The organism is Variovorax sp. RCC_210, from assembly GCF_041355175.1.
GTDB lineage: Bacteria > Pseudomonadota > Gammaproteobacteria > Burkholderiales > Burkholderiaceae_C > Variovorax.
Genome location: NZ_JBFUPJ010000006.1, coordinates 181,717 through 202,921 on the forward strand (window position 1 = coordinate 181,717; position 21,205 = coordinate 202,921).

Consider the following 21,205-nt stretch of genomic DNA (forward strand, 5'->3'; position numbering starts at 1 on the left):
TCCTGTGTCGGGGTCAGTTGCTGCAGGCGAAGCGCAGCGCGCGGGCCGCGTCGTGCACGCGTGCGAAGTCGCTGTCGAGCAGGTGCAGCGGCTGCGCGCCGTCGAGCCAGCCGTTGGGCTGCACGAACCATTGCGCCAGGTCGCCGTCGTCGAGCAGGCCGGCCAGCTCGCCGACCAGCAGCCGCACCGGCGCGCGCACCGCCACGTCGCCGCGTTCGAACTGGAAGAAGGGCAGCCAGCGCTGGCCGCCCCATGCCATGCCGATCACCTCGCGGGCCGCGATGGCGCGCGCAAGCTCCGACAGGCCGGTGCGCGGGCGCCGCGCTGCAATCTCGTGCCCCGTGGCCAGTCCGCCGGAGGTCCGGTAGGCCGCGAGCAAGCCCAGGAAGCGGTCGTCGTCGACCCGCAATGCCAAGGCGGCGCCGTGCCAGTTGGCGACGGGGGCGGTGGGTGCGGTGCGGGCTGGAGTGGCATGCATGAACGGTCCTCGGTGGATGGATCGGGGCGTTGATGCGTCGATGTTGCGGCGCGCTGCTTGCAGCATGGTTTCAGGCGCGCAACGCTGTGTTTCATTTGTAGCGCGGCGCGTTCGGTCCACATCTTCCCTGCGCTCGCGCCCCTGGGAATTTCATCTGCAACATGGTCAGCCGCAATGAAATGACACGGCAACCGTCGCGCGGCACAGTGCACTCATGGACCACCGGTTGCGCATCGGCCGGCGGTTCATCTGTCCATCCGATGCAGACCCGATGCAGCTTCGTTCCAACCCTGTTCCAGATCGAAAGGCGCTCCCATGACCATCACGCTCGAATCCACCACCGCGCGCCGCCAGGCGCCCCTGCACACGCCCACCTCGCTCGGCGCCGAAGCGCGCCGCGACATCGGCGGCGGCCTGTCGGCCCTGCTGGCCGACACCTTCGCGCTGTACCTGAAGACCAAGAACTTCCACTGGCACATGTCGGGGCCGCACTTTCGCGACTACCACCTGATGCTGGACGAGCAGTCGGACCAGATCTTCGCCATGACCGACCCCATTGCCGAGCGCGCGCGCAAGCTCGGCGGCACCACGCTGCGCTCCATCGGCGACATCACGCGCCACCAGCGCCTGTCGGACAACGATGCGCCGTTCGTCACGCCGCAGGACATGCTGGCCGAGCTGCGCGAAGACAACCTGCGCCTGGTCGACTTCATGCGCGCCACGCACGGCATGTGCGACGGCTACGGCGACGTGGCCACGGCCAGCCTGCTGGAGGTGTGGATCGACGAGGCCGAGCGCCGCGCGTGGTTCCTGTTCGAGAGCGGCCGCGAAGCCTGAGCGGCCATGGGGCGCACCGCGGCCGCCAGGGCCCGGTGCCTCCGGGTGCGTTGCGCGTTCAGCGCAGGTTCAGTGCAAGTTCAGTGCAGCACCTGCACCTGCGGCTCGAACACGTAGCCCGCGCCGCGCTCGGTGCGGATCATCTTCGGCGCGGCCGCGTCGATCTCGATCTTGCGGCGCAGCCGCAGGATCTGCACGTCGATGGAGCGGTCGTACACCTCGGCGCCGTGCAGGCGCGACAGCTCCAGCAGCTGGTCGCGCGAGAGCACGCGCTGCGGCTGCTCGCACAGCGCCAGCAGCAGGTTGAACTCGCCGTTGCTCAGCTCCACGCGCTGGCCCTCGGGCGAGGTCAGGCGGCGCGCCAGCAGGTTCAGCTCCCAGCCCGCGAAGCGGTAGGCGCGGCGCTTGGTGTTGCGGCCCGCCGGCGCGGCGTCGGTGCGCGCCTGGTAGCGGCGCAGCACCGCGCGAATGCGCGCCAGCATCTCGCGGTTGCTGAAGGGCTTGGTGACGTAGTCGTCCGCGGCAATCTCCAGGCCCATGACGCGGTCGGCCTCGTCCTGCTTGCCGGTAACGATGATGACCGGCAGCTCGCTGGTGTCGCGCAGGCCGCGCGCCAGCTGCATGCCGTCTTCGCCGCCCAGGCGCAGGTCGAGCAGCACCAGGTCGATCACGCTGTCCTGCAGCACCGCGGTCATCTCGGCCCCGGTGGCCACGGCGGTCACCTGGAATTCGTTTTCCGTCAGGTACGCGGTCATCAGCTCGCGCAGTGCAGGGTCGTCGTCGACCACCAGGATGTGGGGTGCAGCGGTGTTCATGGCGATCGAAGCGTAATTCAAATGATCCTACGCAGGCCTACCGGCGCATTACAAATGAAACGAACCGCCGCCCGCCTGACATCGCGCCGGCACCTGCGTCGGCGCCAATCGGTCCATGGGGTGCACCACGCACCCGCAAGAACAGGGACTGATGTCATGTCGAAGATCATGGTTATCGAGGAAGATAGCGCGATGCGCGTGCTCATTTGCGAATGGCTGGCCGGCGAGGGGCACGAAGTCCGCTCGCTGCCGCGGCATGGCGGGGCCACGAACGCGCCGACCGACACCAGCGTCGACCTGGTGGTTCTCGACCTGCCGCACCCGCGCGCGCGCGCCGCCGACAACCTGCGCACGGTACAGGCCGTGCACGCCGCCTGGCCGCATGCGGCGGTCATCGGCATTTCGGCGCAGCTCGCGCGCAGCCTGGGCGGCGACTCTGAAGTGAGCCGCGCGCTCGGCGCGAGCCGGCTGCTGGCCAAGCCCTGCACCCGCGAAGAACTGCTCGGCGCCGTGGCGGCCACGCTCGCGGCATGACGTCGAGCCAGCGGCTGCGCCAACGCATCATCGCGGCGGGCGTCGTGCTGGTGGCTGCGTTTGCCGGCTCGGCCGTGTACGACGGCTGGCGGCTGCACCAGCAGATCATGTTCGCGACCGAACGCGAGCTCGGCAACCTGGCCAAGGCCCTGGCCGAGCAGGGCGCGCGCAACCTGCAGGCCGTGGACCTGCTGCTGCGCGACACCAGCGAGTGGTGGGAAAGCACCGGCCACGCGCTGCCGCCCGACGCCATCGCGGCCGCGATGGCGTCGCGCGTGGTGGGCGTGTCGCAGGTCAGCGTGCTGACGCTGGTCGACGCCCAGGGCATGCAGCGGCACCGCTCGCGCGTCACGGGCGAGCCGCTGGCCGATGTGTCGGACCGGCCCTATTTCCAGAGCCAGCGCGAAGGCGCCGCGCTCGGCCTGTACATCAACGAGCCCGTGGTCACGCGCACCGACCGGCGCCCCGCGCTGGTGGTGTCGCGCCGGCTCGCCACGCCCGACGGCCGCTTCGACGGCGTGGTGACCGCCATCGTCACCCTGCAGGAGCTGCAGGCGGCCTATTCGGCGCTGGAACTGGGCGAGGGCAGCGCGCTGCTGCTCACGCTGGACGACGGCACGCTGGTCGTGCGGCAGCCCGACGAACCCGGCATGCCCAGCGGCCAGCGCTTTCCGGAGCTGACGGCCTTCAAGGGCGCGCCTTTGATCGACCGCTCGGTGAGCCCGGTCGACGGCCGCGCCAAGCTGGTCGCGGCCGTGGGCGTGGGCAAGCGGCCGCTCACGCTGACCATCACCCGCGACGAAGACCACGCGCTGCGCCCCTGGTACGACGAGCTGCACAGCGCCATCGTGCGCACGCTGCTGCTGGCCGCGCTGGTGGTGCTCACCATCGCCGGGCTGTTGCGCCAGCTGCGCAAGCTGGAGGCCGGCGAGGCCGAGAAGGCGGCACTGCAGGCGCGCCTGCAGAAAGCCCAGCGGCTGGAGTCGCTGGGCACCTTGGCTGGTGGCATCGCACACGACTTCAACAACATCCTGGGCGCGATCCTGGGTTTCGGCGAAATGGCGCAGCAGCATGCGGTGCCGGGCAGCGACATGCGCCGCTACATCGACCGCGTGATGCAGGCCGGCGCCCGCGCGCGCGTGCTGGTGCGGCGCATTCTCGATTTCAGCCGCGCCGGCGTGGCCGAGCGCGTGCCGGTGCACATCCAGGCCGTGGTGGAAGAGGCGCTGGCCATGCTGCGGCCCACGCTGCCCGAGGCCATCCGCATCGACACCCGGCTGGGCGCCGGCACCGCGGCCGTGCTGGGCGACGGCACGCAGCTGCACCAGGTGGTGATGAACCTGTGCACCAACGCCGCCCAGGCGCTGGGCGACGCGGGCGCCATCGAGGTGCTGCTCGAGCGCGAGACCACCGCCGCCCCCAGGCCGCTGCTGCACGGCGAGCTGGCCCCCGGCAGCTACGTGCGGCTGGTGGTGGCGGACACCGGCGCGGGCATGTCGCCCGAGGTGCTGCAGCGCGCCTTCGATCCCTTCTTCACCACCAAGAAGCTGGGCGAGGGCACGGGGCTCGGGCTGTCGATGGTGCACGGCATCGTCACCGACCTGGGCGGCGCCATCGACATCGCGACCGAGCCCGAACCCAGGCCCGGCCACGGAACGCGCGTGACCGTGTGGCTGCCGGTGTGCGGCGAGGCCGAAGCGCCGCCGCTGCGCGCCGACCCGGCCTGGCCGCGCGGCAACGGGCAGGTCGTGATGGTGGTGGACGACGAACGGGCGCTGGTCGAGCTGGCCGAAGAACTGCTGGCCGAGCTGGGCTACGAGCCGGTGGGTTTCGATTCGAGCGAACGCGCGCTGGAAGTCTTCATGGCCGACCCGCAGCGTTTCGACGCGGTGCTCACCGACGAGATGCTGCCCGGCCTGGCCGGCAGCGAACTGGCGGCCAGGGTGCTCGCGGTGCGGCCCGGGCTGCCGGTGATTCTGGTGAGCGGCAACGTGGGCGCGGCGCTGGAGCAGCGCGCGCGCGATGCCGGCGTGGTGGCGCTGCTGCGCAAGCCGCTGGGGTTGCAGGAGCTGGCGGAGAGCCTGGCGCGCACGCTGGATGGGCGCTGACGTCAGCTAGGCAAGGCGCTCGCGAAGCCCCGAATGAAGATGGTCCACCATCGTCGACAGCCGTGGCAAGCCGTGGCGGTTGCGCGGATACACCAGCGAAAGCGGCCGCGTCGCCGGCTCGTAGTCGTGCAGAACCGGCACCAGTTCGCCGCGCTTGAACGCGTCTTGCACCTGGTAGTGAAGAAAGCGCCCGAAGCCCTGGCCCGCGATGCAGGCCGCCAGGCTCGCGCCGATGGTGTTGCATGCGATTCGGCCCTCGACCTTGACCCGCAGGGGCCGCCCGTTCGCCATGAAGTCCCAGACTGAGGCATCGCCGAAGCCGCCGAAAAGAATGCAGCACCGGCTGGCCAGGTCTTTCGGCGTGTCTGGCTCGCCCTGGGCGGCGAGCAGCGCCGGGCTCGCGGCAACCACCTGACGCACATCGGCGACATGGCGCGCGACGAGTGACGAGTCTGTCAACGGCGCAATGCGCACCGCCAGGTCGATGCCTTCCTCGACGAGATTGACGACACGGTCCAGCAGCAGCAACTGCATGTTCACGCGCGAATGAAGTTGCAGGTAGCTCGCAACGAGCGGTGCGACATGCAGCTCGCCGAAGTTGACGGAGGCCGTCAGCGTGAGGCTGCCGGTCGGCTCGGCCTGGGCCCGGCTCATTGCCTGCTCCGACTCGGCGATGGCCATGCGAATGGCCGTCGCGTGGTCGCGGTACGCAAGCCCCTCCTCCGTGATGATCACCCGCCGCGTCGTGCGGTTGAACAAGCGCACGCCGAGGTGATTCTCCAGCGCGGCCAGCGTGCGGACCACGCTGGGCAGTGACTGCGACAGCGCGTCGGCCGCACGGGTCAGGTTGCCGCGCTCGGCGATTTCGAGAAAGACGTCGATGGCATTGAGAAGGTCCATGGCCCCGAAATTACTGCAACCAGCGCAGTACTTAAATGGCTTTCCCGGCATTTATCTATTCCATCTGGAGCAATAGATTTGCTTTCGAGGCGGCACCTCATCCACTTCCGGTCATCGCCGCCATCGAAAGGAAAAAGCTTGTGAAAACCGTCATCGTCGTCTTCTCCGATCCCAAGTCCGGCAGCGAGGAAGCCCTGGGCCGCGTGTTCAACGCGCTGTTTCTCGCTTACGAGCTGAAGGAAAAGCAACGCGACTTCGACCTCGTCTTTCAAGGCGCCGGCGTTCGCTGGCCCGCCGAACTCGCGCAGCCCGCGCATCCCGCCCATGCGCTCTACGAGGCCGTGCTGGACCGTATCGTGGCCTGCGGCGGTTGCGCCGATGTCTTCGGCGCGGCCGGTGGCCTGGCACCGACGGGCATCGACCTCGTGCGCGACAAGTCGATTCCCGGCACGACCGGCGTGCTTGACCTGTCGCGGCACCTGGACGCCGGCCATTGCCTCGTGACGTTCTGACGCCCCGCGTTCGCGCAAAAGCACGACGACATGGACGACACCGTCTTCCACCCCGGCGAGCGGATGGTGCAGGAGCGAACCGGCGAGCGCGCCATCGCGCTGCTCAATGCGCGCAACATCTCTGCGCACATCCCGGCGGCGGCGCGCAATTTCGTCGCGCAGCAGCGTTGGTGCGTCGTCGGCGCGGCCGATGCCGAGGGCGGTGTCAGCGCCAGCCTGTTGATCGGTGAGCCCGGCTTCCTGCAGGCCGCGGAAGACCTTGCCAGCTTGCGCATGGCGCTGGTCGATCCGCACGACCGTTTGCGGACGATCGCGCCGATCGGCGCCTTGGAGGCAGGCCAGTCGGTCGCGGTGCTGCTCATCGAACTGCAGACGCGAAGGCGCTTGCGCGTCAACGGGCATGTGGCTTCAGCGTCAGGTGGCCTGCTCGACGTGACGGTGGGGCAGGCCTTTCCGGTCTGCCCGCGCTACATCCAGAAGCGTGAGCCGGAGATCGCTGAGCCAGCCACAGAGCCGGGCACCGACACATCGCCGGCATTGCTGGCAGGTGGCTCTGCATTCGACGACACGGTCGCGCAGTGGGTCACCACCGCGGACACCCTGTTCATCGCGAGCCTCGGGCCCGGCGGCGCAGCCGATGTGTCGCATCGCGGTGGCCGGCCCGGCTTCGTGCAGGTGGTCGGCAACGTGCTGCGCATTCCGGACTACAACGGCAACAGCATGTTCAACACCTTGGGCAACCTCGCCATGGACGCGCGCTGCGGTCTGGTCTTGCCAGGCGGCGACGGTGTGCGGCAACTGCAATTGAACGGCCGTGCGAAGGCCTGCTTCGATGTGCTCGACGGTGCCGAATCGACCGGAGGCACGGGCCGCTGGATCGAGTTCACCGTCGAGTCCTGGCGCGTTTCGCCGCTCAACCTGCCCTTGCGTTGGCGCTTCATCGAAGCCTCGCCCTTCAACCCTTGAGGACCCCCGTGGAACCGCTTGAACTGATCGTCGTCGGCAAGGAGACGGTCGCCGCAGACACCGTCAAATTGACATTGCAGCGCCTCGACGGCGGCCCGCTGCCCGCCGCGCAGCCTGGCGCGCACATCGTGCTGGACCTGGAAGGCCTCGTGCGGCGTTACTCGCTCCTTCGCGCCGACGCAGCGCCCACCCGCTACGAGATCGGCGTGCTGCGCGCGGCGAACAGCCGAGGCGGCTCGCGCTTCATTCACGAGCAGCTTGTGGTGGGCAGCCGCCTGAGCCTGCTGGACGTGGCCAACGAATTCATCTTGGACACCGACTCACCCCATGTGCTGTTGCTCGGCGGCGGTATCGGCATCACGCCGCTGCTGAGCATGGCCTCGCATCTCGGCACCAAGGGACGCAGCTTCGCGCTGCGCCACGTCGTGCGCGACGCGGCGCGGCAGTGGCCGTTGCCGTCGGGGCCGCTGGAGTCGCGAGGGTCGCTGGCCTCCGTTCACATCGGCCGCGCCAGCCTGGACCTGCGGAAGCTGCTCGGCGAACAACCGCCGGGCACGCATGTCTACGTCTGCGGCCCTGCGGGCTTCATCGACGCGGTGCGCTCGGCTTCGTCCGAAGCGGGTTGGCCGGCGCATCGCATCCACGCCGAGAGCTTCGGCGCGGTCGTCGATGCCAGCGACGCACCGTTGCGCGTGACGCTCACGCAGTCGGGTTCGACATTGCATGTCGCCCCGGGCACGTCGCTGCTCGACGCACTGCTCGCCGCGGGCGTCTGGACGAGCTACGAATGCCGCCGTGGTGTCTGCGGCGCGTGCCTCACCGAGGTCGTGCGTGGGGAGCCTGTGCACCGCGACACCCTTGCACCCGACGTGCGCATGGGCGCCATGTGCACCTGCGTGTCCTGGGCCCGGGGGCCGGAGCTGGTGCTCAACCTGTAGCGGCGAAGTGCCGCCGCTTCGAGCGGGGCATTCGCTTCGACCGTATCTGGAAATTTCAAACTTCTTGGCTGCAAGGAACAACCGATGACCGATGACCCGCTTCAAAACCAACCCGCCGGCTATGTGCCACCCAAAGTCTGGCGCCCGAAGAACAACCAGGGCGGCGCGTTCGGCAGCATCAACCGGCCGGTGTCCGGCGCCAGGTTCGAAAAGGAACTGCCAGTAGGCAAGCATCCCTTGCAGCTGTATTCGCAGGGAACGCCGAACGGGCAGAAGGTCACGATCCTGCTGGAGGAGCTTCTGGCGGCAGGGCATTCGGGCGCGGAGTACGACGCCTGGCTGGTCGACATCTTCAAGGGCGACCAGTTCGGAAGCGGCTTCGTGGGCCTCAACCCGAATGCCAAGATCCCGGCGCTCGTCGATCACTCCACCGATCCGGTCAGCTGCGTTTTCGAAAGCGGCTCCATCCTGGTCCACCTTGCCGAACGCTTCGGCGCGTTCCTGCCTGCTGGAGGCCGTGCGCGAACGGAAACCTTCAACTGGCTGATGTGGCAGGTGGGCTCGGCGCCTTTCGTCGGCGGAGGCCTGGGCCACTTCTACGCCTATGCGCCGTTGAAGATCGAGTACGCGATCGACCGCTACGCGATGGAGACCAAGCGGCAACTGCATGTGCTGGACACGCACCTGGCCACGCACGAGTTCATCGCGGGCGATCAGTACACCATCGCGGACATGGCCATCTGGCCTTGGTACCCCGGCAGCCTCTACGGCGTGTACAACACGCACGAGTTCCTGGCGGTCGACGCGTACGTGCATCTGCTGCGCTGGTACAAAGCGATCGCGGCGCGTCCCGCCGTGGCGCGCGGCAGGGTGGTCAACCGGGTCTCCGGAGACCCGGGCACCTTCCTTCGCGAGCGCCACGACGCGAAGGATTTCGACGACCTGCAGCGTCCGTCGGTTGGCAGCCCCGCATCAGCGCCTCGCGGCGCGGCTTGAAGCCGTTCAGGAAGATTCGTAGGAATCGACTCGCCAGCCGGCCTCCGCCTGGCGCACGACTTCGCCGACCCAGTCCACGAACGCGCGCACGGTCGGGGACAGCTGGCGGTTCTGCGGATACAGCACGGAAAGCGGAACCGTCGGCGACGCATGGTCGGCGAGCACCTGCCGAAGGCGGCCGCTGTGCAGGTAGGGACGCACCATGTAGCTGCCTGCGCGAATCAGGCCCAGGCCTTCGAGGCCGCAGGCCACGTACGCATCCGTGTCGTTGACGATGAGCCGCTCTCGCATCCTGACGCTGCGGTGCTCGCCGTTCGACTCGAAATTCCACTCCAGGGTGCGCGCGGTGCGGCTGGACAGGTAGCCGACGGCATCGTGGTTCGCCAGGTCTTCCAGCGACGTGGGCGTGCCATGGCGGGCCAGGTAGTCCGGCGAGGCGCAGGTCACCCATTCGAATGAGCCGATGCGCTTTGCGACGAGCGTGGCGGAGTCTTCGGGCGTTCCTGCGCGAATGACGCAGTCGATGCCCTCCTGCACCAGCTCGACCGTGCGGTCGGACGCCGTCAGCGTGAGTTCCACCTCCGGGAAGCGGGACTGGAAGTCCTTGAGGCAGGGCAGCACCACCAGGCGCGCGAGCGAAAGCGTCATGTCGACGCGAAGGCACCCCCGCGGCTGTCCGGCCCGTCCGGGAAAGCTGGATTCCACGCCTTCGATGTCCGCCAGCAGGCGCTTGCAATGCGCGAAGTAGAGCGTGCCTTCCGGCGTGAGGCTGATGTGGCGCGTGGTTCGCTGCAGCAGCCGCGCGCCCAGGAATTTCTCCAGGTCCTTCACGGCGCGCGTGACCCGCGACTTGGGAAGAAAGAGGCTGTCCGCGGCGCGCGTGAAGCTGTGCATTTCGACGACGCGGGCAAAGATCTGCATCGACTGGAGGCGGTCCACTGGTTCTCTCCTGGCAGGGCAATTGTTGCTTGGGGCGGAATGGGATGCGGGGGGAGCATCGCGTCGGGTTTCCGTTTTACCTCAGGGCCTGCCGCTGGTGAGCAAGCGATTGTTCCAAGTGAGGCAACAAAGTAACCCAGGTTCCAGGCTCGATCTTCATGCACCGCGCGCACAGACTGCAAACCGTTTTATTTCGCAGAGCACGTCGCATGAATCCCCTCAAGAAGCATCACCTGGCGGTCGTCACGACTGCCGTTGCGGTGGTCGTTGCCGGCAGCGCGTTTTGGAAGCATGGTTCCGAAGCGCACGCCCAAGCCGCCGCCGCACTCCCCACCGTGAAGTACCGGCCGGCGCTGCAGCGTTCGGTGTCCGACTCGCAGGACTACACGGGCCGGCTCGAAGCCGTGGATCTCGTCGACGTTCGCGCCAGGGCACCGGGAACGCTGCTGGCGGTGCATTTCAAGCCCGGCCAGCATGTTCGCCAGGGCGAGGTTCTCTTCACCATCGACCCGGCGCCGTTCGAGACCCAGGTGCAGCAAGCCCAGGCCACGCTGGCAGGCGTCGAAGCACGGCAGCGGCTCGCCGACACCGAGCGCGCACGCGGACAGCGGCTGCTCGAATCGAACTCGATCGCGCGCAGGGAGTTCGACACGCTGGACAACGCCGCAAGCGAGGCCGCCGCGTCGCTGAAGGGGGCACAGGCCGCGCTCGCGCAGGCCCGGTTGCAGCTCGGCTACACCCAGGTTCGCGCGCCCATCGCGGGGCGCATCTCCCGCGCCGAAGTCACCGCGGGCAATGTGGTGACAGCGGGCGGCGAAGCGACCCCGCTCACGCGGATCGTTTCCGACGCCAAGCTCTATGCGTCCTTCAACGTGGACGAGCAGAGCTACCTGCAGATCGTCGCGCCCTCGCTCAGGGCCGGCACGCAGCCGGTGGTGAAGGTCGGCCTTGCGAACGACGCCGGCTTTCCCTACGCGGCGTCCATCGAAGCGATCGACAACCAGATGGACACGCGTTCGGGAACCGTGCGCGTTCGCGCGCGCATCGACAAGGTGAACCCCGAGATGCTTCCCGGTCTTCGGGCGCGCATTCGGCTGCAGGGCGGCGCGCCCTACGACGCCGTGCTGGTGGACGAGGCTGTCGTCGGCACCGACCAGGACCGGAAGTACGTGCTGGTCGTCAATGCACAGAACAAGGTCGAGCGCCGAGTTATCGACCTTGGCGTGCTGCAGGGAACGCAGCGGGTCGTGCGCAGCGGGCTCGCGCCGGGTGCCAGGGTCATCGTGGATGGCGCGTTTCGCGCCCCCCCGGGCGCGTCGGTGTCCGCCGTCGCGGCAGAGGCGCCCGCGGGCTCCGCGGTCCCAGAGGCGTCCATCGACGCCGCCCAGGGAGGCCGCTCGTGAACATCTCGAAATTCTTCATCGACCGGCCGATCTTCGCGGGCGTGCTGTCGGCGCTGATTCTTCTCGCGGGCATCGTGGCGTCGTTCAACATGCCGGTCTCGGAATACCCGCAGGTCATTCCGCCATCGGTCGTGGTGCACGCGCAGTATCCCGGCGCCAACGCCAAGACCATCGCGGAAACCGTCGCGGCGCCGCTGGAGCAGTCGGTCAACGGCGTCGAGGGCATGCTCTACATGGACTCGAAGGCCAGCGGCGACGGCCACCTGTACCTGACCGTGACCTTCAAGCTCGGAACCGATCCGGACAGGGCCCAGCAGCTGGTGCAGACCCGCGTGTCCCAGGCCCAGGCGCGACTGCCCGAGGACGTGCAGCGCCTGGGGGTCACCGCGGTCAAGAACCTGCCGATGATCACCATCGCCGTGCACATGGTGTCGCCGAAGGGCACCTATGACAACAACTACATCAGCAACTACGCCATCCTGCACGTGAAGGACCGGCTGGCCCGCATCACGGGCGTCGGCGACGTGGCGATCTGGGGGCCCGGCGGCTACGCCATGCGTGTGTGGCTGGACCCGGCCGCCCTGGCCGAGCGCGGACTGAGCGCGAACGATGTCGCCAGCGCCATCCGGCGCCAGAACATCCAGGCCGCGGTCGGAACCATCGGCAGCGCACCCACTTCGGCGGACACCGCCTTCCAGCTCAACGTGAATGCCGACGGCCGCCTCAAGTCGCCCGAGGAGTTCAAGGGCATCGTCATCAAGTCCGACGCGCGGGGCGCGATCACGCGGCTGGGCGACGTGGCGCGCGTGGAACTCGGCGCGGAAGACTATGGCATTCGCGCCACGCTGGACAACGCGCCCGCCGTCGCCGTGACCGTGCAGGAAGCACCCGGCGCGAACTCGCTGCAGATCTCGCGCGACGTGCACAAGGCCATGAAGGAGCTCGAGAAGGATTTTCCGGAAGACGTGGTCTACCGCATCGTCTATGAGCCCAGCCGCGCGGTCCAGTCCGGCATCGACGCGGTCATCGAGACGCTGCTCGAATCCGTGGCGCTGGTGGTGCTGGTCGTGTTCCTCTTCCTGCAGACCTGGCGCGCGTCCCTCATTCCACTGGTCGCGGTTCCCATCTCGATCGTCGGTACCTTCACCTTTCTTCTGCTGGCGGGCTACTCCATCAACACGCTGTCGCTGTTCGGCCTGGTGGTGGCCATCGGCATCGTGGTCGACGACGCCATCGTGGTGGTGGAGAACGTGGAGCGCAACATCGCGCGGGGCCTCAGCCCGCGAGAGGCGACCTACCAGGCGATGCGCGAGGTGAGCGGGCCCATCGTCGCCATCGCGCTGACGCTGTCCGCCGTGTTTCTTCCGCTGGCGTTCCTCAGCGGCCTGACCGGGGAGTTCTACAAGCAGTTCGCGGTCACGATCGCCATTTCCACGCTCATCTCGGCGGTGAATTCACTGACGCTGTCCCCGGCGCTGTCGGCGCTGCTGCTGAAGGGGCATGCAGACGCGCCCGACGCCGTGACCCGGGTCACGCAGAAGGTGTTCGGCCGCTTCTTCGGTCGCTTCAACCGCACGTTCGATCGCGGCTCGCAGGCCTACGGAGGAAGCGTGGGCCGTCTGCTGCGGCACAAGGGCGCCTTGCTCGCCGTCTACGTGGTGTTGCTGGGCGGAACCTGGTGGCTCACCGGCCATGTTCCGGGCGGCTTCGTTCCCGCGCAGGACAAGGAGTACCTCGTGAGCCTGGCGCAGTTGCCCGAGGGCTCCACGCTGGACCGCACCGAAGCGACCATGAACAAGATGAACGCCGCGGCGCTCAAGCACCCCGCCGTCATGGGCACGTCGAGCTACAGCGGCCTTTCGATCAATGGCGTGACGAAGAGCTCGAGCACCGCGCTGTCGTTCGTGCTGCTCAAGCCGTTCAAGGACCGCAAGGGCATCAGCGCCGACCAGGTCGCGGCCGACCTGGGCCGTGAGTTCGGCAGCATCGGCCACGCCTTCACCGGCATCTTTCCGCCACCGCCGGTCTATGGCCTGGGAACGCTGGGCGGGTTCAAGCTGCAGATCGAAGACCGGGCGGACCTGGGCTACGACGCGCTCTACAAAGCCACGCAGGCCTTCATCAAGAAGGCGTCCGAGGCGCCGGAGCTCGGCGCGCTTTTCTCGACCTACACCGTGAACGCGCCGCAGCTGAAGGTGGACATCGACCGCGCCAAGGCGCAGCAGCTGGGCGTGGACACGCCGGCCGCTTTCGGCGCCTTGCAGGCGTTCCTCGGTTCCTACTACGTCAACGACTTCAACTTCCTGGGCCGGGTGTACCAGGTGCGCATGCAGGCCGACAGCCAGTTCCGTTCCAAGCCGGACGACATCGGGCAGCTGCATGTGCGCAGCGACTCGGGCCAGATGGTTCCGCTCGCGTCGTTCGCGAAGGTCAGCCAGACCTACGGCCCCGACCAGGTCACCCGCTACAACGGGTTCACCTCCGCCGACGTCGGTGGCAGCCCCGCGCCGGGCTATTCGTCGGACCAGGCGATGGCCGCCATCGAGCGGGTCGCGGCCGCGACCTTGCCGCCGGGCATGACGTTCGAATGGACCGACCTGACCTACCAGCAGATCATTGCCGGCAACAGCGCCGTCTGGATTCTTCCGCTCTGCGTGCTGCTGGTGTTCTTCGTGCTGGCTGCCCAGTACGAGAGCCTGACGCTGCCGCTGGCCATCATCCTGATCATTCCGATGAGCATCTTCTCCGCGCTGCTCGGCGTCTGGCTGACGAAGGGTGACAACAACATCTTCACGCAGATCGGGCTGATCGTGCTCGTCGGCCTGGCGTCGAAGAACGCCATCCTGATCGTCGAGTTCGCACGCGAACTGGAAATGGCGGGAATGCCGACGCTGAAGGCCGTGGTCGAGGCGTGCCGCCTGCGGCTGCGCCCCATCCTGATGACCTCGCTGGCGTTCATCATGGGCGTGATCCCGCTCGCGCTGTCGACCGGAGCGGGTGCGGAAATGCGGCGGGCCATGGGCATCTCCGTGTTCTTCGGAATGATCGGCGTCACGCTGTTCGGCCTGTTCCTGACGCCGCTCTTCTATGTGCTCGCCCGGGCGCTCGGGGGAGGAAAGCCGCTGCGGTCCGCAGCGCACCACGAGGCACCCGCGGTCGTCCCTCGTCACCTCGAGCTGCAGCAGCCGGAGGCCCAGGCATGAGCTACCCCACCCACGCGATGCTGCCAGTGGGCCGAGCAGCCCGAGCAGCCCGAGTGCCCGGAAGCGCGCTTGCCATGGCCGCCACTTTGTTCCTGCTGTCCGCGTGCTCTCTCGTGCCCGTCGAGCATCGCCCGGCCATCGACGTTCCCGCGAACTTCGCGGCGTACGACAACCAGCCGCTCGCGTTGCAGCCGGCGGAAAGCCCAGGCCGCTGGCGGCCGGCCGAACCCGCCGACCAGCAGGCGCCTTCACCGTGGTGGGGCGTCTTCGGCGACCCGGTGCTCGTGCAGCTCGAAGAAGAGGCGCTCAAGGCCAACCCCGATGTGTCCATCGCCATGGCGCGGCTCAAGCAGTCGCGCGCGATGGTCACGCAAAGCGAAGCGGCGCAACTGCCCGAATTGGGCGCGGGGTTCGGCCCCACGCGACAGCGCACCAGCGGTGCAGCCGCGGGGCGCGGAGACGGCGCGCCGGGATCTGCGCAAACCCTGTGGCGCGCGCAGGCCTCCGTGGCCTACGAGGTCGACCTGTTCGGGAGGGTTTCATCGGGCGTCGCGGCCGCACGGGCCGATGCAGATCGGCAGCAGGCATTGGCACACCAGATGCTGCTGCTCGTCCAGGCCGACGTCGCCAAGGCGTACTTCAGCGTGCGCCAACTGGAAGGCGAACTTCGCCTGCTGCGGGACACCGTGAAGCTGAGGGAAGACGCCCTGTCGCTGCTGGAGCGAAAGCTCGGTGCGGGCGCCGCGGCCCCTTACGTTGTCGACCAGGCGAAGACGGAGTTGTTCTCGGCCCGTTCGGCGCAATTGGCGGTGGAGCAGCAACAGGCGCTGGCGTCGCATGCCCTGGCCATCTTGCTGGGCAAGCCGCCGGCGGCGTTGTCCGTCGAGGCGCAGCCGTTGGAGAACGTCACGGTTCGGCTGCCGCCGGGCATGCCATCGACGTTGCTGGAGCGCCGGCCGGACATTGCCGCCGCCGAGCGCGCCATGACGGCGGAGAACGCCCGCATCGGCGTTGCGAAGGCCGCGTTCTTTCCGTCGCTTTCGCTGACGGGGTCGTTGGGCTACGAGTCGGCCGAGCTGGGAAACCTGGCCAACTGGTCGCAGCGGACATTCCTGCTGGGGCCGCTGGTGGGAACTGCCCTGGGCATGCCCATCTTCGATGGCGGCAGGCGAAGCGCCGAGGTGGCCCGCGTGCGCGGTGTGTACGAGGAGCGGGTCGCCGAGTACCGCAAGACGGTGCTCCAGGCCTTCCGCGAGGTAGAGGACTCCCTGGTTTCGATACGGACCCTCGACGCGCGAATTCTCCAGTTGCGGGGAGCGGAAGACGCGTCGTCCGGCGTAGCGCAATCGGCCAGGGCGAGATTCGATGAAGGGGATGTCGACTACCTCGTCGTGGTGGACGCCGAGCGCACCCGCTTGCGCAGCCGGCAGTCGCGCATCCAGTTCGAAGGCGAGCGCGCGCGCGCGACCGTCGACTTGGTCAAGGCGCTCGGCGGTGGCTGGGAGCTTTCCACGGACAACCAGTCCGGTGCCAACGGCTGATCCGAAAGTGCGCAGGAGGCGGCCACAAGGCCGCCCATCCACTCGCGGGCGCGAGCCCTCTTAATTTTTCTGGAGTTTTTTCGTGTCTGTTTCTGATCTGTTCAAGCCGCTCACGCTGCTGCATGGCCCGGCAATGCGAAACCGCTTCATGCTGGCGCCGCTGACCAACCAGCAGAGCGAACTCGACGGCACGGCGTCCGTGCACGACCACTTCTGGATGGAACAGCTGTCGCAGAGCGGCTATGCGCTGGTCCAGACCTGTGCCACGACCGTGGAAGCAGGTGGCATCGCGTTCGCGCGGCAGCTGGGCATCCACAGCGATGACCATCTGCCAGGCCTGGCCCGCATGGCCACGACCCTGCGGGACGGCGGGGGCCTCTCCGCGGTGCAGTTGCACCACGCAGGCCACCGTGCCAACCCGCTGCTGGGAGGAATCCCGGCGCCTGCCTCCGGCGGCACCTTACCGGGCATCCGCGCGATCTCGACGGAAGCAGTGGAGCGAATTCGCGACAGCTTCATCGCCGCCGCGAAACGCGCGCAGCGGGCCGGCTTCGATGGCGTCGCGGTGCATGGCGCGTTCGGCTGGATCCTCTCGGAGTTCATGTCGCCTCACCTGAACGACCGCAGGGACAGGTACGGCGGCAGCCTGGAGAACCGGGCGCGCCTGACCCTGGAAGTGATCGAAGGCATCCGCCGGGAATGCGGTGCCGGCTTCCAGATCGGCTGGCGGCTGTCGATCGAGCGCTACGGGCTGCGTCTGGAGGAGCTGCGCGAGGTCACCGCGTACATCTTCGATCGCGAACTGATCGACTACCTCGACCTTGCCTTGTGGGACTCTGCCCAGGTCGTGACAGAGGGGCCTTTTCGCGGCAAGACCATGCTGAGCCTGTTCACCGGGTTGCCTCGCAAGGGCGTTCGCCTCGGAACCGCCGGCAAGATCATGAGCGCCCGACGCGCCGGCGAGTTGCTGGACGAGGGGTGCGACTTCGTGTTGATTGCCAGGGCCGGCATCCTGCAGCGGGACTTTCCCCTGCAGGTCATGGCCGATGCGGCGTACGACAGCCCGTCGCTGCCGGTGCCGGCCGAGTACCTGCGCAAGGGCGGGCTGAGCGAGCGTTTCATCGACCACATGCGGGGATGGCAGACCTTCGTCTTGCATGGCTCGCGATAGGCGATAGGCGCCAGGCGCGAGGGCGCAACCCGGCACCTGCATTGCACCTGAAACACGCGCACCCCCCGCTGCAACGCCCACGCAACGCGCGGCACCCACAGTGAAGGCTCCATTCATCCAGAGGAGTTCTTCATGAGCAGCATCACCACCGCCGACGGCACCGAGATCTACTACAAGGACTGGGGCAGCGGCCAGCCCGTCGTGTTCAGCCACGGCTGGCCCCTGTCTTCCGACGCCTTCGAGGACCAGATGTTCGCGCTGGCCTCGCAGGGCTTTCGCTGCATCGCGCACGACCGCCGCGGCCACGGCCGGTCGAGCCAGCCCTGGCAGGGCAACGACATGGACACCTACGCCGACGACCTGGCCGCGCTGGTGCAGAAGCTCGACCTGAAGGACGCCATTCACGTCGGCCACTCGACCGGCGGCGGCGAGGTGGCGCGCTACATTGGCCGCCACGGCACCGCGCGCGTGGCCAAGGCGGTGCTCATCGGCGCGGTGCCGCCGCTGATGGTGAAGACGCCGGTCAACCCCGGCGGCACGCCGCTCGCGGCCTTCGACCAGATCCGCGCGGGCGTGCTGGCCGACCGCTCGCAGTTCTGGAAAGACCTGAGCATGCCCTTCTACGGCTACAACCGCGCGGGCGCCAAGGTGTCCGAAGGGGTGCGCGAATCGTTCTGGCAGCAGGGCATGGCGGCGGGCATGCCCGCCTCGTACTTCTGCGTGAAGGCCTTCTCGGAAACCGACCTCACCGACGACCTGAAGAAGTTCGACGTGCCCACGCTCATCCTGCACGGCGACGACGACCAGATCGTGCCCATCGCCGATTCGGCGCTGCTGTCGGCCGAGCTGGTGAAGGGCGCGGTGCTGAAGGTCTACCAGGGTGCGCCGCACGGCATGTGCACCACGCGCAAGGACGAGGTGAGCGCGGACCTGCTGGCCTTCGCCAAAGGCTGAGCGAAGGAATGCACGCACCGGGGCGGCCACGCCCTTGACGCGTTGCGGGGTGCGCCAGATACTCAACCACATGGTTCACCCAGCCTCTTCTTCTTCGTCGTCGTCGTCTTCTTCTTCTTCTTCTCCAGACGCCTCCCAAGGCACGCCGACCGACGACGACGGCCCCGGTGTTGCCGAGCCCCTCACCGCCCAGCTCGACGCCATCTTCGCCGCGCTCTCCGACACCACCCGCCGCACCGTGCTCGAGACCCTGGGCCGGCGCAGCCTGAGCGTGACCGAGCTGGCCGAGCCGCACGGCATGTCGCTCACCGGCTTCATGAAGCATCTGCGCGTGCTGGAAGACGCCGGCCTCATCTCCCGCACCAAGGAGGGCCGCGTCGTGCGCTGCGAGCTCTCGCCCCGGCCCATGCAGGAGGCGGCGGTGTGGCTGTCGCGCTACGAGAAGTTCTGGAGCGGACGCCTCGACGCGCTGGCGCGCTTTCTCGACCCGCAGGAGCAAACCGAATGGCCCAACCCCCTTCCACAGGTACAGGCGCAGGCGCAGCCGCAGCCGCAGCCGAGCGCCCCTCGCTCACCCTCCGCAGGCACTACCGCGCCACCGCCGACAAGGTCTGGCGCGCGTGGACCGACCCGCAAGCGCTGAAGCACTGGTTCGGGCCGGACGAGATCGTCGCGGTGCCCATCGCCGAGATCGACCTGCGCGTGGGCGGGCGCTTTCGAGTGGCGATGCTGGCGGCCGACGGCGAAACCCACGACGTGAGCGGCACCTACCTGGAGGTGGAGCCGCAGCGCAAGCTGGTGTTCAGCTGGGCCTGGCGCAGCACGCCCGAGCGCGAGTCGCGCGTCACCGTGCGCATCAAACCCGACGACCAGGGCTGCGAGCTGGTGCTGCTGCACGAGCAGTTCTTCGACGAGGCGGCGCGCGAGGGGCACACGCATGGCTGGTCGGGGGCGCTGGCCAAGCTCGGGAAGTGGTTGTAGCCAGCAGGGAAGCGGCTGCAAATACTTGAAACTGGGTATGTAAGTTTCTGTTGGTATCTGTGATATTCCGGTTGCATTTTATGGACCCGTGAGTTTCTGCAGCGATTCATCCCGAATCCGGCAGCCCGGCTCCGCAACCGAGCCGATTTCATGCGTCTTTTTGTTTCGCGACCGTCGTCTGACGGCCTTTTCGCACGCGGCATTCGCCCGCTCCTACGTCATCCGGTGGCCTTGCTGGGCGGCGCGCTGCTCGGCATGGCGGCCCATGCGCAGGTCAACCCCGCGGCGGTCGACCGCCAGAACCAGATCATCGAGCGCCAGCAGCAAGACCGCCTGCGCGAGGAGCAGGACCGCGCCATGCGCGCGCTGCCCCCGCCCGGCGGCACCAACCTGCAACAGGTCAAGCCGCAGGTGTCCGTGCCCGAGCTGGGCGCGCCGTGCCGCGACATTCGCGAGATTCGTTTCAGTGGCGACACCCAGCACCTGCCCGACGACCTCCAACGCAGTGTCCAGAATGCCAACGCCGGCCGCTGCCTGGGCGTGGCGGACCTCGAAGCCATCCTGGCCACGCTGACCAAGAGCTACATCGACCGGGGTTACATCACCACCCGCGCCTACCTGCCCGCGCAAGACCTGCGCAGCGGCGTGCTTGAAGTGACCGTGGTCGAAGGCCGGATCGAGCGCTTCGAAGTCACTGGCGGCAGCGAACGCGCCCAGTGGGTCCGTGGCGCGTTTCCGGCAAGCCCCGGCGACCTGCTGAACCTGCGCGACCTGGAGCAAGGCATCGACCAGGTCAACAGCCTGGCCTCCAACAACGCGCGGCTCGACCTGCGCCCCGGCAGCCAGCCCGGGCAGACCGTGGTGGTGGTGGAGAACCCCGCCACGTTCCCGGTGCACCTGTACACCTCGCTCGACAACTCGGGCACGCGCGCCACCGGCACCGACAACGCCTCGGCCACCGTCACCTTCGACAGCCTGCTCGGCCTGAACGAGCTGCTGTCGGTCACCAAGCGCCAGTCGGTGCTGCCCGAGCGCTGGGACCACAAGTCGGACTCGACCGGCCTGCGCGCCGTGCTGCCCCTGGGCTACAACACATTCAGCATCGACGCCAGCCAGAGCGACTACACCAACGTGCTGCGCCTGCCGAGCGGGCAGAGCCTCACGTCGCAGGGCCGCACGATCAGCAAGAGCTTCTCGGCCGACCGCGTGGTGTACCGCGACCAGGCCAGCCGCGTCTCGCTGTCGGCCCGGGTGGGCACGCAGTCGACTCGCAACTGGCTCGGCGGTGAGTTCCTGCAGGTCAGCAGCCGCGACCTGAGCACGCTCGACCTGGCGGCCAGCGCCTTCACGCAGATCGGCGGCGGCATCTTCAACGCGCGGCTCGGCTATGTGAAAGGGCTGTCGGCCTTCGGCGCACTGCGCGACGCCGACACCCTGCCCGACGACCTGCCGCATGCGCAGTTCCGCAAGCTGACGCTCGACCTGGGCTTTTCGCGGCGCTTCAGCGTTGCCGAGCGCGCGTTCGTGTGGTCCAGCCAGTTCAGCGGGCAGCATGCGTACGACACCCTCTACGGCACGCAGCAGATGCTGATCGGCGGCGGCTCGTCGGTGCGCGGCTTCCTCAACACCGTGCTCAGCGGCGACAGCGGCTTCTATGTGCGCAACGAGCTGTCGATGCCGTGGCAGGTGGCGCTGAACGGCGGCGCTGCGCTGTCGGGCCGCGTCTACACCGGCTTCGACGTGGGCCGCGTGAGCAACCGCGCCAGCGGCGTGCCTTCGGGTTCGCTGTCGGGCGCCACCCTGGGCGCCGCCGTGCAGTGGAAGACCCTGAGCCTCGACGTCTTCGCTTCGCGCGCCGTCCACGTGCCCGCCGCGCTGAAGCGCGAAGGCACCCTGTACGGCTTCCGCCTGTCCGCTTCCCTCTGAGAT

18 protein-coding genes and 1 pseudogene are annotated in these 21,205 nt (G+C 68.2%); 15 read left to right on the forward strand and 4 right to left on the reverse strand.

What is annotated here, in order from left to right; translation table 11 throughout:
* Nucleotides 1–13: 13 nt before the first annotated feature.
* Nucleotides 14–478, reverse strand: coding sequence for a hypothetical protein (locus tag AB6807_RS19185; protein ID WP_371085787.1), 465 nt, complete (start codon nt 476–478; stop codon nt 14–16).
* Nucleotides 479–793: 315 nt separating this feature from the next.
* Between AB6807_RS19185 and AB6807_RS19190 the strand changes: the two genes are divergently transcribed.
* The gene (locus AB6807_RS19190) at nt 794–1,315 is read left to right on the forward strand and encodes a Dps family protein (protein ID WP_371085788.1); all 522 of its coding nucleotides are present in this window, start codon (nt 794–796) and stop codon (nt 1,313–1,315) included.
* 80 nt (nt 1,316–1,395) lie between these two features.
* On the opposite strand, the gene AB6807_RS19195 is transcribed toward AB6807_RS19190, so the two are convergent.
* Nucleotides 1,396–2,130: a response regulator gene (locus AB6807_RS19195; RefSeq protein WP_116910101.1), complete on the reverse strand. Its 735-nt coding sequence runs from the start codon at nt 2,128–2,130 to the stop codon at nt 1,396–1,398.
* A 156-nt stretch (nt 2,131–2,286) separates the two neighbouring features.
* Here AB6807_RS19195 and AB6807_RS19200 point away from each other — a divergent pair, with 156 nt between their 5' ends.
* Both AB6807_RS19200 and AB6807_RS19205 read left to right on the forward strand, forming a co-directional pair.
* Entirely contained in the window at nt 2,287–2,664 is a 378-nt protein-coding gene (locus tag AB6807_RS19200; RefSeq protein WP_371085789.1) for a response regulator, read from the forward strand.
* Nucleotides 2,661–4,772: an ATP-binding protein gene (locus AB6807_RS19205; protein WP_371085790.1), complete on the forward strand. Its 2,112-nt coding sequence runs from the start codon at nt 2,661–2,663 to the stop codon at nt 4,770–4,772. Before AB6807_RS19200 ends, AB6807_RS19205 begins: the two co-directional genes overlap by 4 nt.
* Nucleotides 4,773–4,778: 6 nt before the next feature.
* On the opposite strand, the gene AB6807_RS19210 is transcribed toward AB6807_RS19205, so the two are convergent.
* Nucleotides 4,779–5,723, reverse strand: a complete 945-nt coding sequence (locus AB6807_RS19210; protein ID WP_371085791.1) for a LysR family transcriptional regulator — start codon at nt 5,721–5,723, stop codon at nt 4,779–4,781.
* Here AB6807_RS19210 and AB6807_RS19215 point away from each other — a divergent pair.
* From AB6807_RS19215 to yghU, 4 genes are all read left to right on the forward strand, one after another.
* Nucleotides 5,708–6,184, forward strand: a complete 477-nt coding sequence (locus AB6807_RS19215) for a DsrE family protein (RefSeq protein ID WP_286514667.1) — start codon at nt 5,708–5,710, stop codon at nt 6,182–6,184. The genes AB6807_RS19210 and AB6807_RS19215 overlap by 16 nt on opposite strands.
* Before the next feature lie 30 nt (nt 6,185–6,214).
* Nucleotides 6,215–7,150 (forward strand): pyridoxamine 5'-phosphate oxidase family protein, encoded by a 936-nt coding sequence (locus AB6807_RS19220; RefSeq protein WP_371085792.1) that lies wholly within the window; start codon nt 6,215–6,217, stop codon nt 7,148–7,150.
* An 8-nt stretch (nt 7,151–7,158) separates the two neighbouring features.
* On the forward strand, nt 7,159–8,088 hold the full coding sequence (locus AB6807_RS19225) for a 2Fe-2S iron-sulfur cluster-binding protein (RefSeq protein WP_371085793.1): 930 nt from the start codon (nt 7,159–7,161) through the stop codon (nt 8,086–8,088).
* Between the two features lie 84 nt (nt 8,089–8,172).
* Complete coding sequence (yghU, locus tag AB6807_RS19230) at nt 8,173–9,084, forward strand: glutathione-dependent disulfide-bond oxidoreductase (RefSeq protein WP_371085794.1); 912 nt, start codon at nt 8,173–8,175, stop codon at nt 9,082–9,084.
* 6 nt (nt 9,085–9,090) lie between these two features.
* Here yghU and AB6807_RS19235 read toward each other — a convergent pair whose 3' ends face one another.
* A complete protein-coding gene (locus AB6807_RS19235) occupies nt 9,091–10,023 on the reverse strand; it encodes a LysR family transcriptional regulator (protein WP_286514676.1) in 933 nt (310 codons plus the stop codon).
* 209 nt (nt 10,024–10,232) lie between these two features.
* Here AB6807_RS19235 and AB6807_RS19240 point away from each other — a divergent pair, with 209 nt between their 5' ends.
* From AB6807_RS19240 to AB6807_RS19275, 8 genes and pseudogenes are all read left to right on the forward strand, one after another.
* Nucleotides 10,233–11,426, forward strand: a complete 1,194-nt coding sequence (locus AB6807_RS19240) for an efflux RND transporter periplasmic adaptor subunit (RefSeq protein WP_371085795.1) — start codon at nt 10,233–10,235, stop codon at nt 11,424–11,426.
* On the forward strand, nt 11,423–14,629 hold the full coding sequence (locus tag AB6807_RS19245) for an efflux RND transporter permease subunit (RefSeq protein ID WP_371085796.1): 3,207 nt from the start codon (nt 11,423–11,425) through the stop codon (nt 14,627–14,629). The genes AB6807_RS19240 and AB6807_RS19245 overlap by 4 nt, the downstream gene beginning before the upstream one ends.
* On the forward strand, nt 14,626–16,170 hold the full coding sequence (locus AB6807_RS19250; protein WP_371085797.1) for an efflux transporter outer membrane subunit: 1,545 nt from the start codon (nt 14,626–14,628) through the stop codon (nt 16,168–16,170). Before AB6807_RS19245 ends, AB6807_RS19250 begins: the two co-directional genes overlap by 4 nt.
* 82 nt (nt 16,171–16,252) lie before the next feature.
* Nucleotides 16,253–17,341, forward strand: a complete 1,089-nt coding sequence (locus AB6807_RS19255; RefSeq protein ID WP_371085798.1) for an NADH:flavin oxidoreductase — start codon at nt 16,253–16,255, stop codon at nt 17,339–17,341.
* A 132-nt stretch (nt 17,342–17,473) separates the two neighbouring features.
* Nucleotides 17,474–18,295: an alpha/beta fold hydrolase gene (locus tag AB6807_RS19260; protein ID WP_371085799.1), complete on the forward strand. Its 822-nt coding sequence runs from the start codon at nt 17,474–17,476 to the stop codon at nt 18,293–18,295.
* Nucleotides 18,296–18,365: 70 nt separating this feature from the next.
* On the forward strand, nt 18,366–18,938 hold the full coding sequence (locus AB6807_RS19265) for an ArsR/SmtB family transcription factor (RefSeq protein WP_371085801.1): 573 nt from the start codon (nt 18,366–18,368) through the stop codon (nt 18,936–18,938).
* A pseudogene (locus AB6807_RS19270) lies at nt 18,836–19,276 on the forward strand (SRPBCC domain-containing protein); the annotation flags it as partial. The gene AB6807_RS19265 and the pseudogene AB6807_RS19270, both read left to right, overlap by 103 nt.
* Before the next feature lie 150 nt (nt 19,277–19,426).
* A complete protein-coding gene (locus AB6807_RS19275) occupies nt 19,427–21,202 on the forward strand; it encodes a ShlB/FhaC/HecB family hemolysin secretion/activation protein (RefSeq protein WP_371085802.1) in 1,776 nt (591 codons plus the stop codon).
* The last annotated feature ends 3 nt before the right edge of the window (nt 21,203–21,205 follow it).

Coding starts and splice junctions, on each gene's coding strand:
- AB6807_RS19185 (WP_371085787.1), bottom strand. CDS start 478: ATGCATGCCACTCCAGCCCGCACCGCACCCACCGCCCCCGTCGCCAAC.
- AB6807_RS19190 (WP_371085788.1), top strand. CDS start 794: ATGACCATCACGCTCGAATCCACCACCGCGCGCCGCCAGGCGCCCCTG.
- AB6807_RS19195 (WP_116910101.1), bottom strand. CDS start 2,130: ATGAACACCGCTGCACCCCACATCCTGGTGGTCGACGACGACCCTGCA.
- AB6807_RS19200 (WP_371085789.1), top strand. CDS start 2,287: ATGTCGAAGATCATGGTTATCGAGGAAGATAGCGCGATGCGCGTGCTC.
- AB6807_RS19205 (WP_371085790.1), top strand. CDS start 2,661: ATGACGTCGAGCCAGCGGCTGCGCCAACGCATCATCGCGGCGGGCGTC.
- AB6807_RS19215 (WP_286514667.1), top strand. CDS start 5,708: ATGGCTTTCCCGGCATTTATCTATTCCATCTGGAGCAATAGATTTGCT.
- AB6807_RS19210 (WP_371085791.1), bottom strand. CDS start 5,723: ATGCCGGGAAAGCCATTTAAGTACTGCGCTGGTTGCAGTAATTTCGGG.
- AB6807_RS19220 (WP_371085792.1), top strand. CDS start 6,215: ATGGACGACACCGTCTTCCACCCCGGCGAGCGGATGGTGCAGGAGCGA.
- yghU (WP_371085794.1), top strand. CDS start 8,173: ATGACCGATGACCCGCTTCAAAACCAACCCGCCGGCTATGTGCCACCC.
- AB6807_RS19240 (WP_371085795.1), top strand. CDS start 10,233: ATGAATCCCCTCAAGAAGCATCACCTGGCGGTCGTCACGACTGCCGTT.
- AB6807_RS19250 (WP_371085797.1), top strand. CDS start 14,626: ATGAGCTACCCCACCCACGCGATGCTGCCAGTGGGCCGAGCAGCCCGA.
- AB6807_RS19260 (WP_371085799.1), top strand. CDS start 17,474: ATGAGCAGCATCACCACCGCCGACGGCACCGAGATCTACTACAAGGAC.
- AB6807_RS19265 (WP_371085801.1), top strand. CDS start 18,366: ATGGTTCACCCAGCCTCTTCTTCTTCGTCGTCGTCGTCTTCTTCTTCT.
- AB6807_RS19275 (WP_371085802.1), top strand. CDS start 19,427: ATGCGTCTTTTTGTTTCGCGACCGTCGTCTGACGGCCTTTTCGCACGC.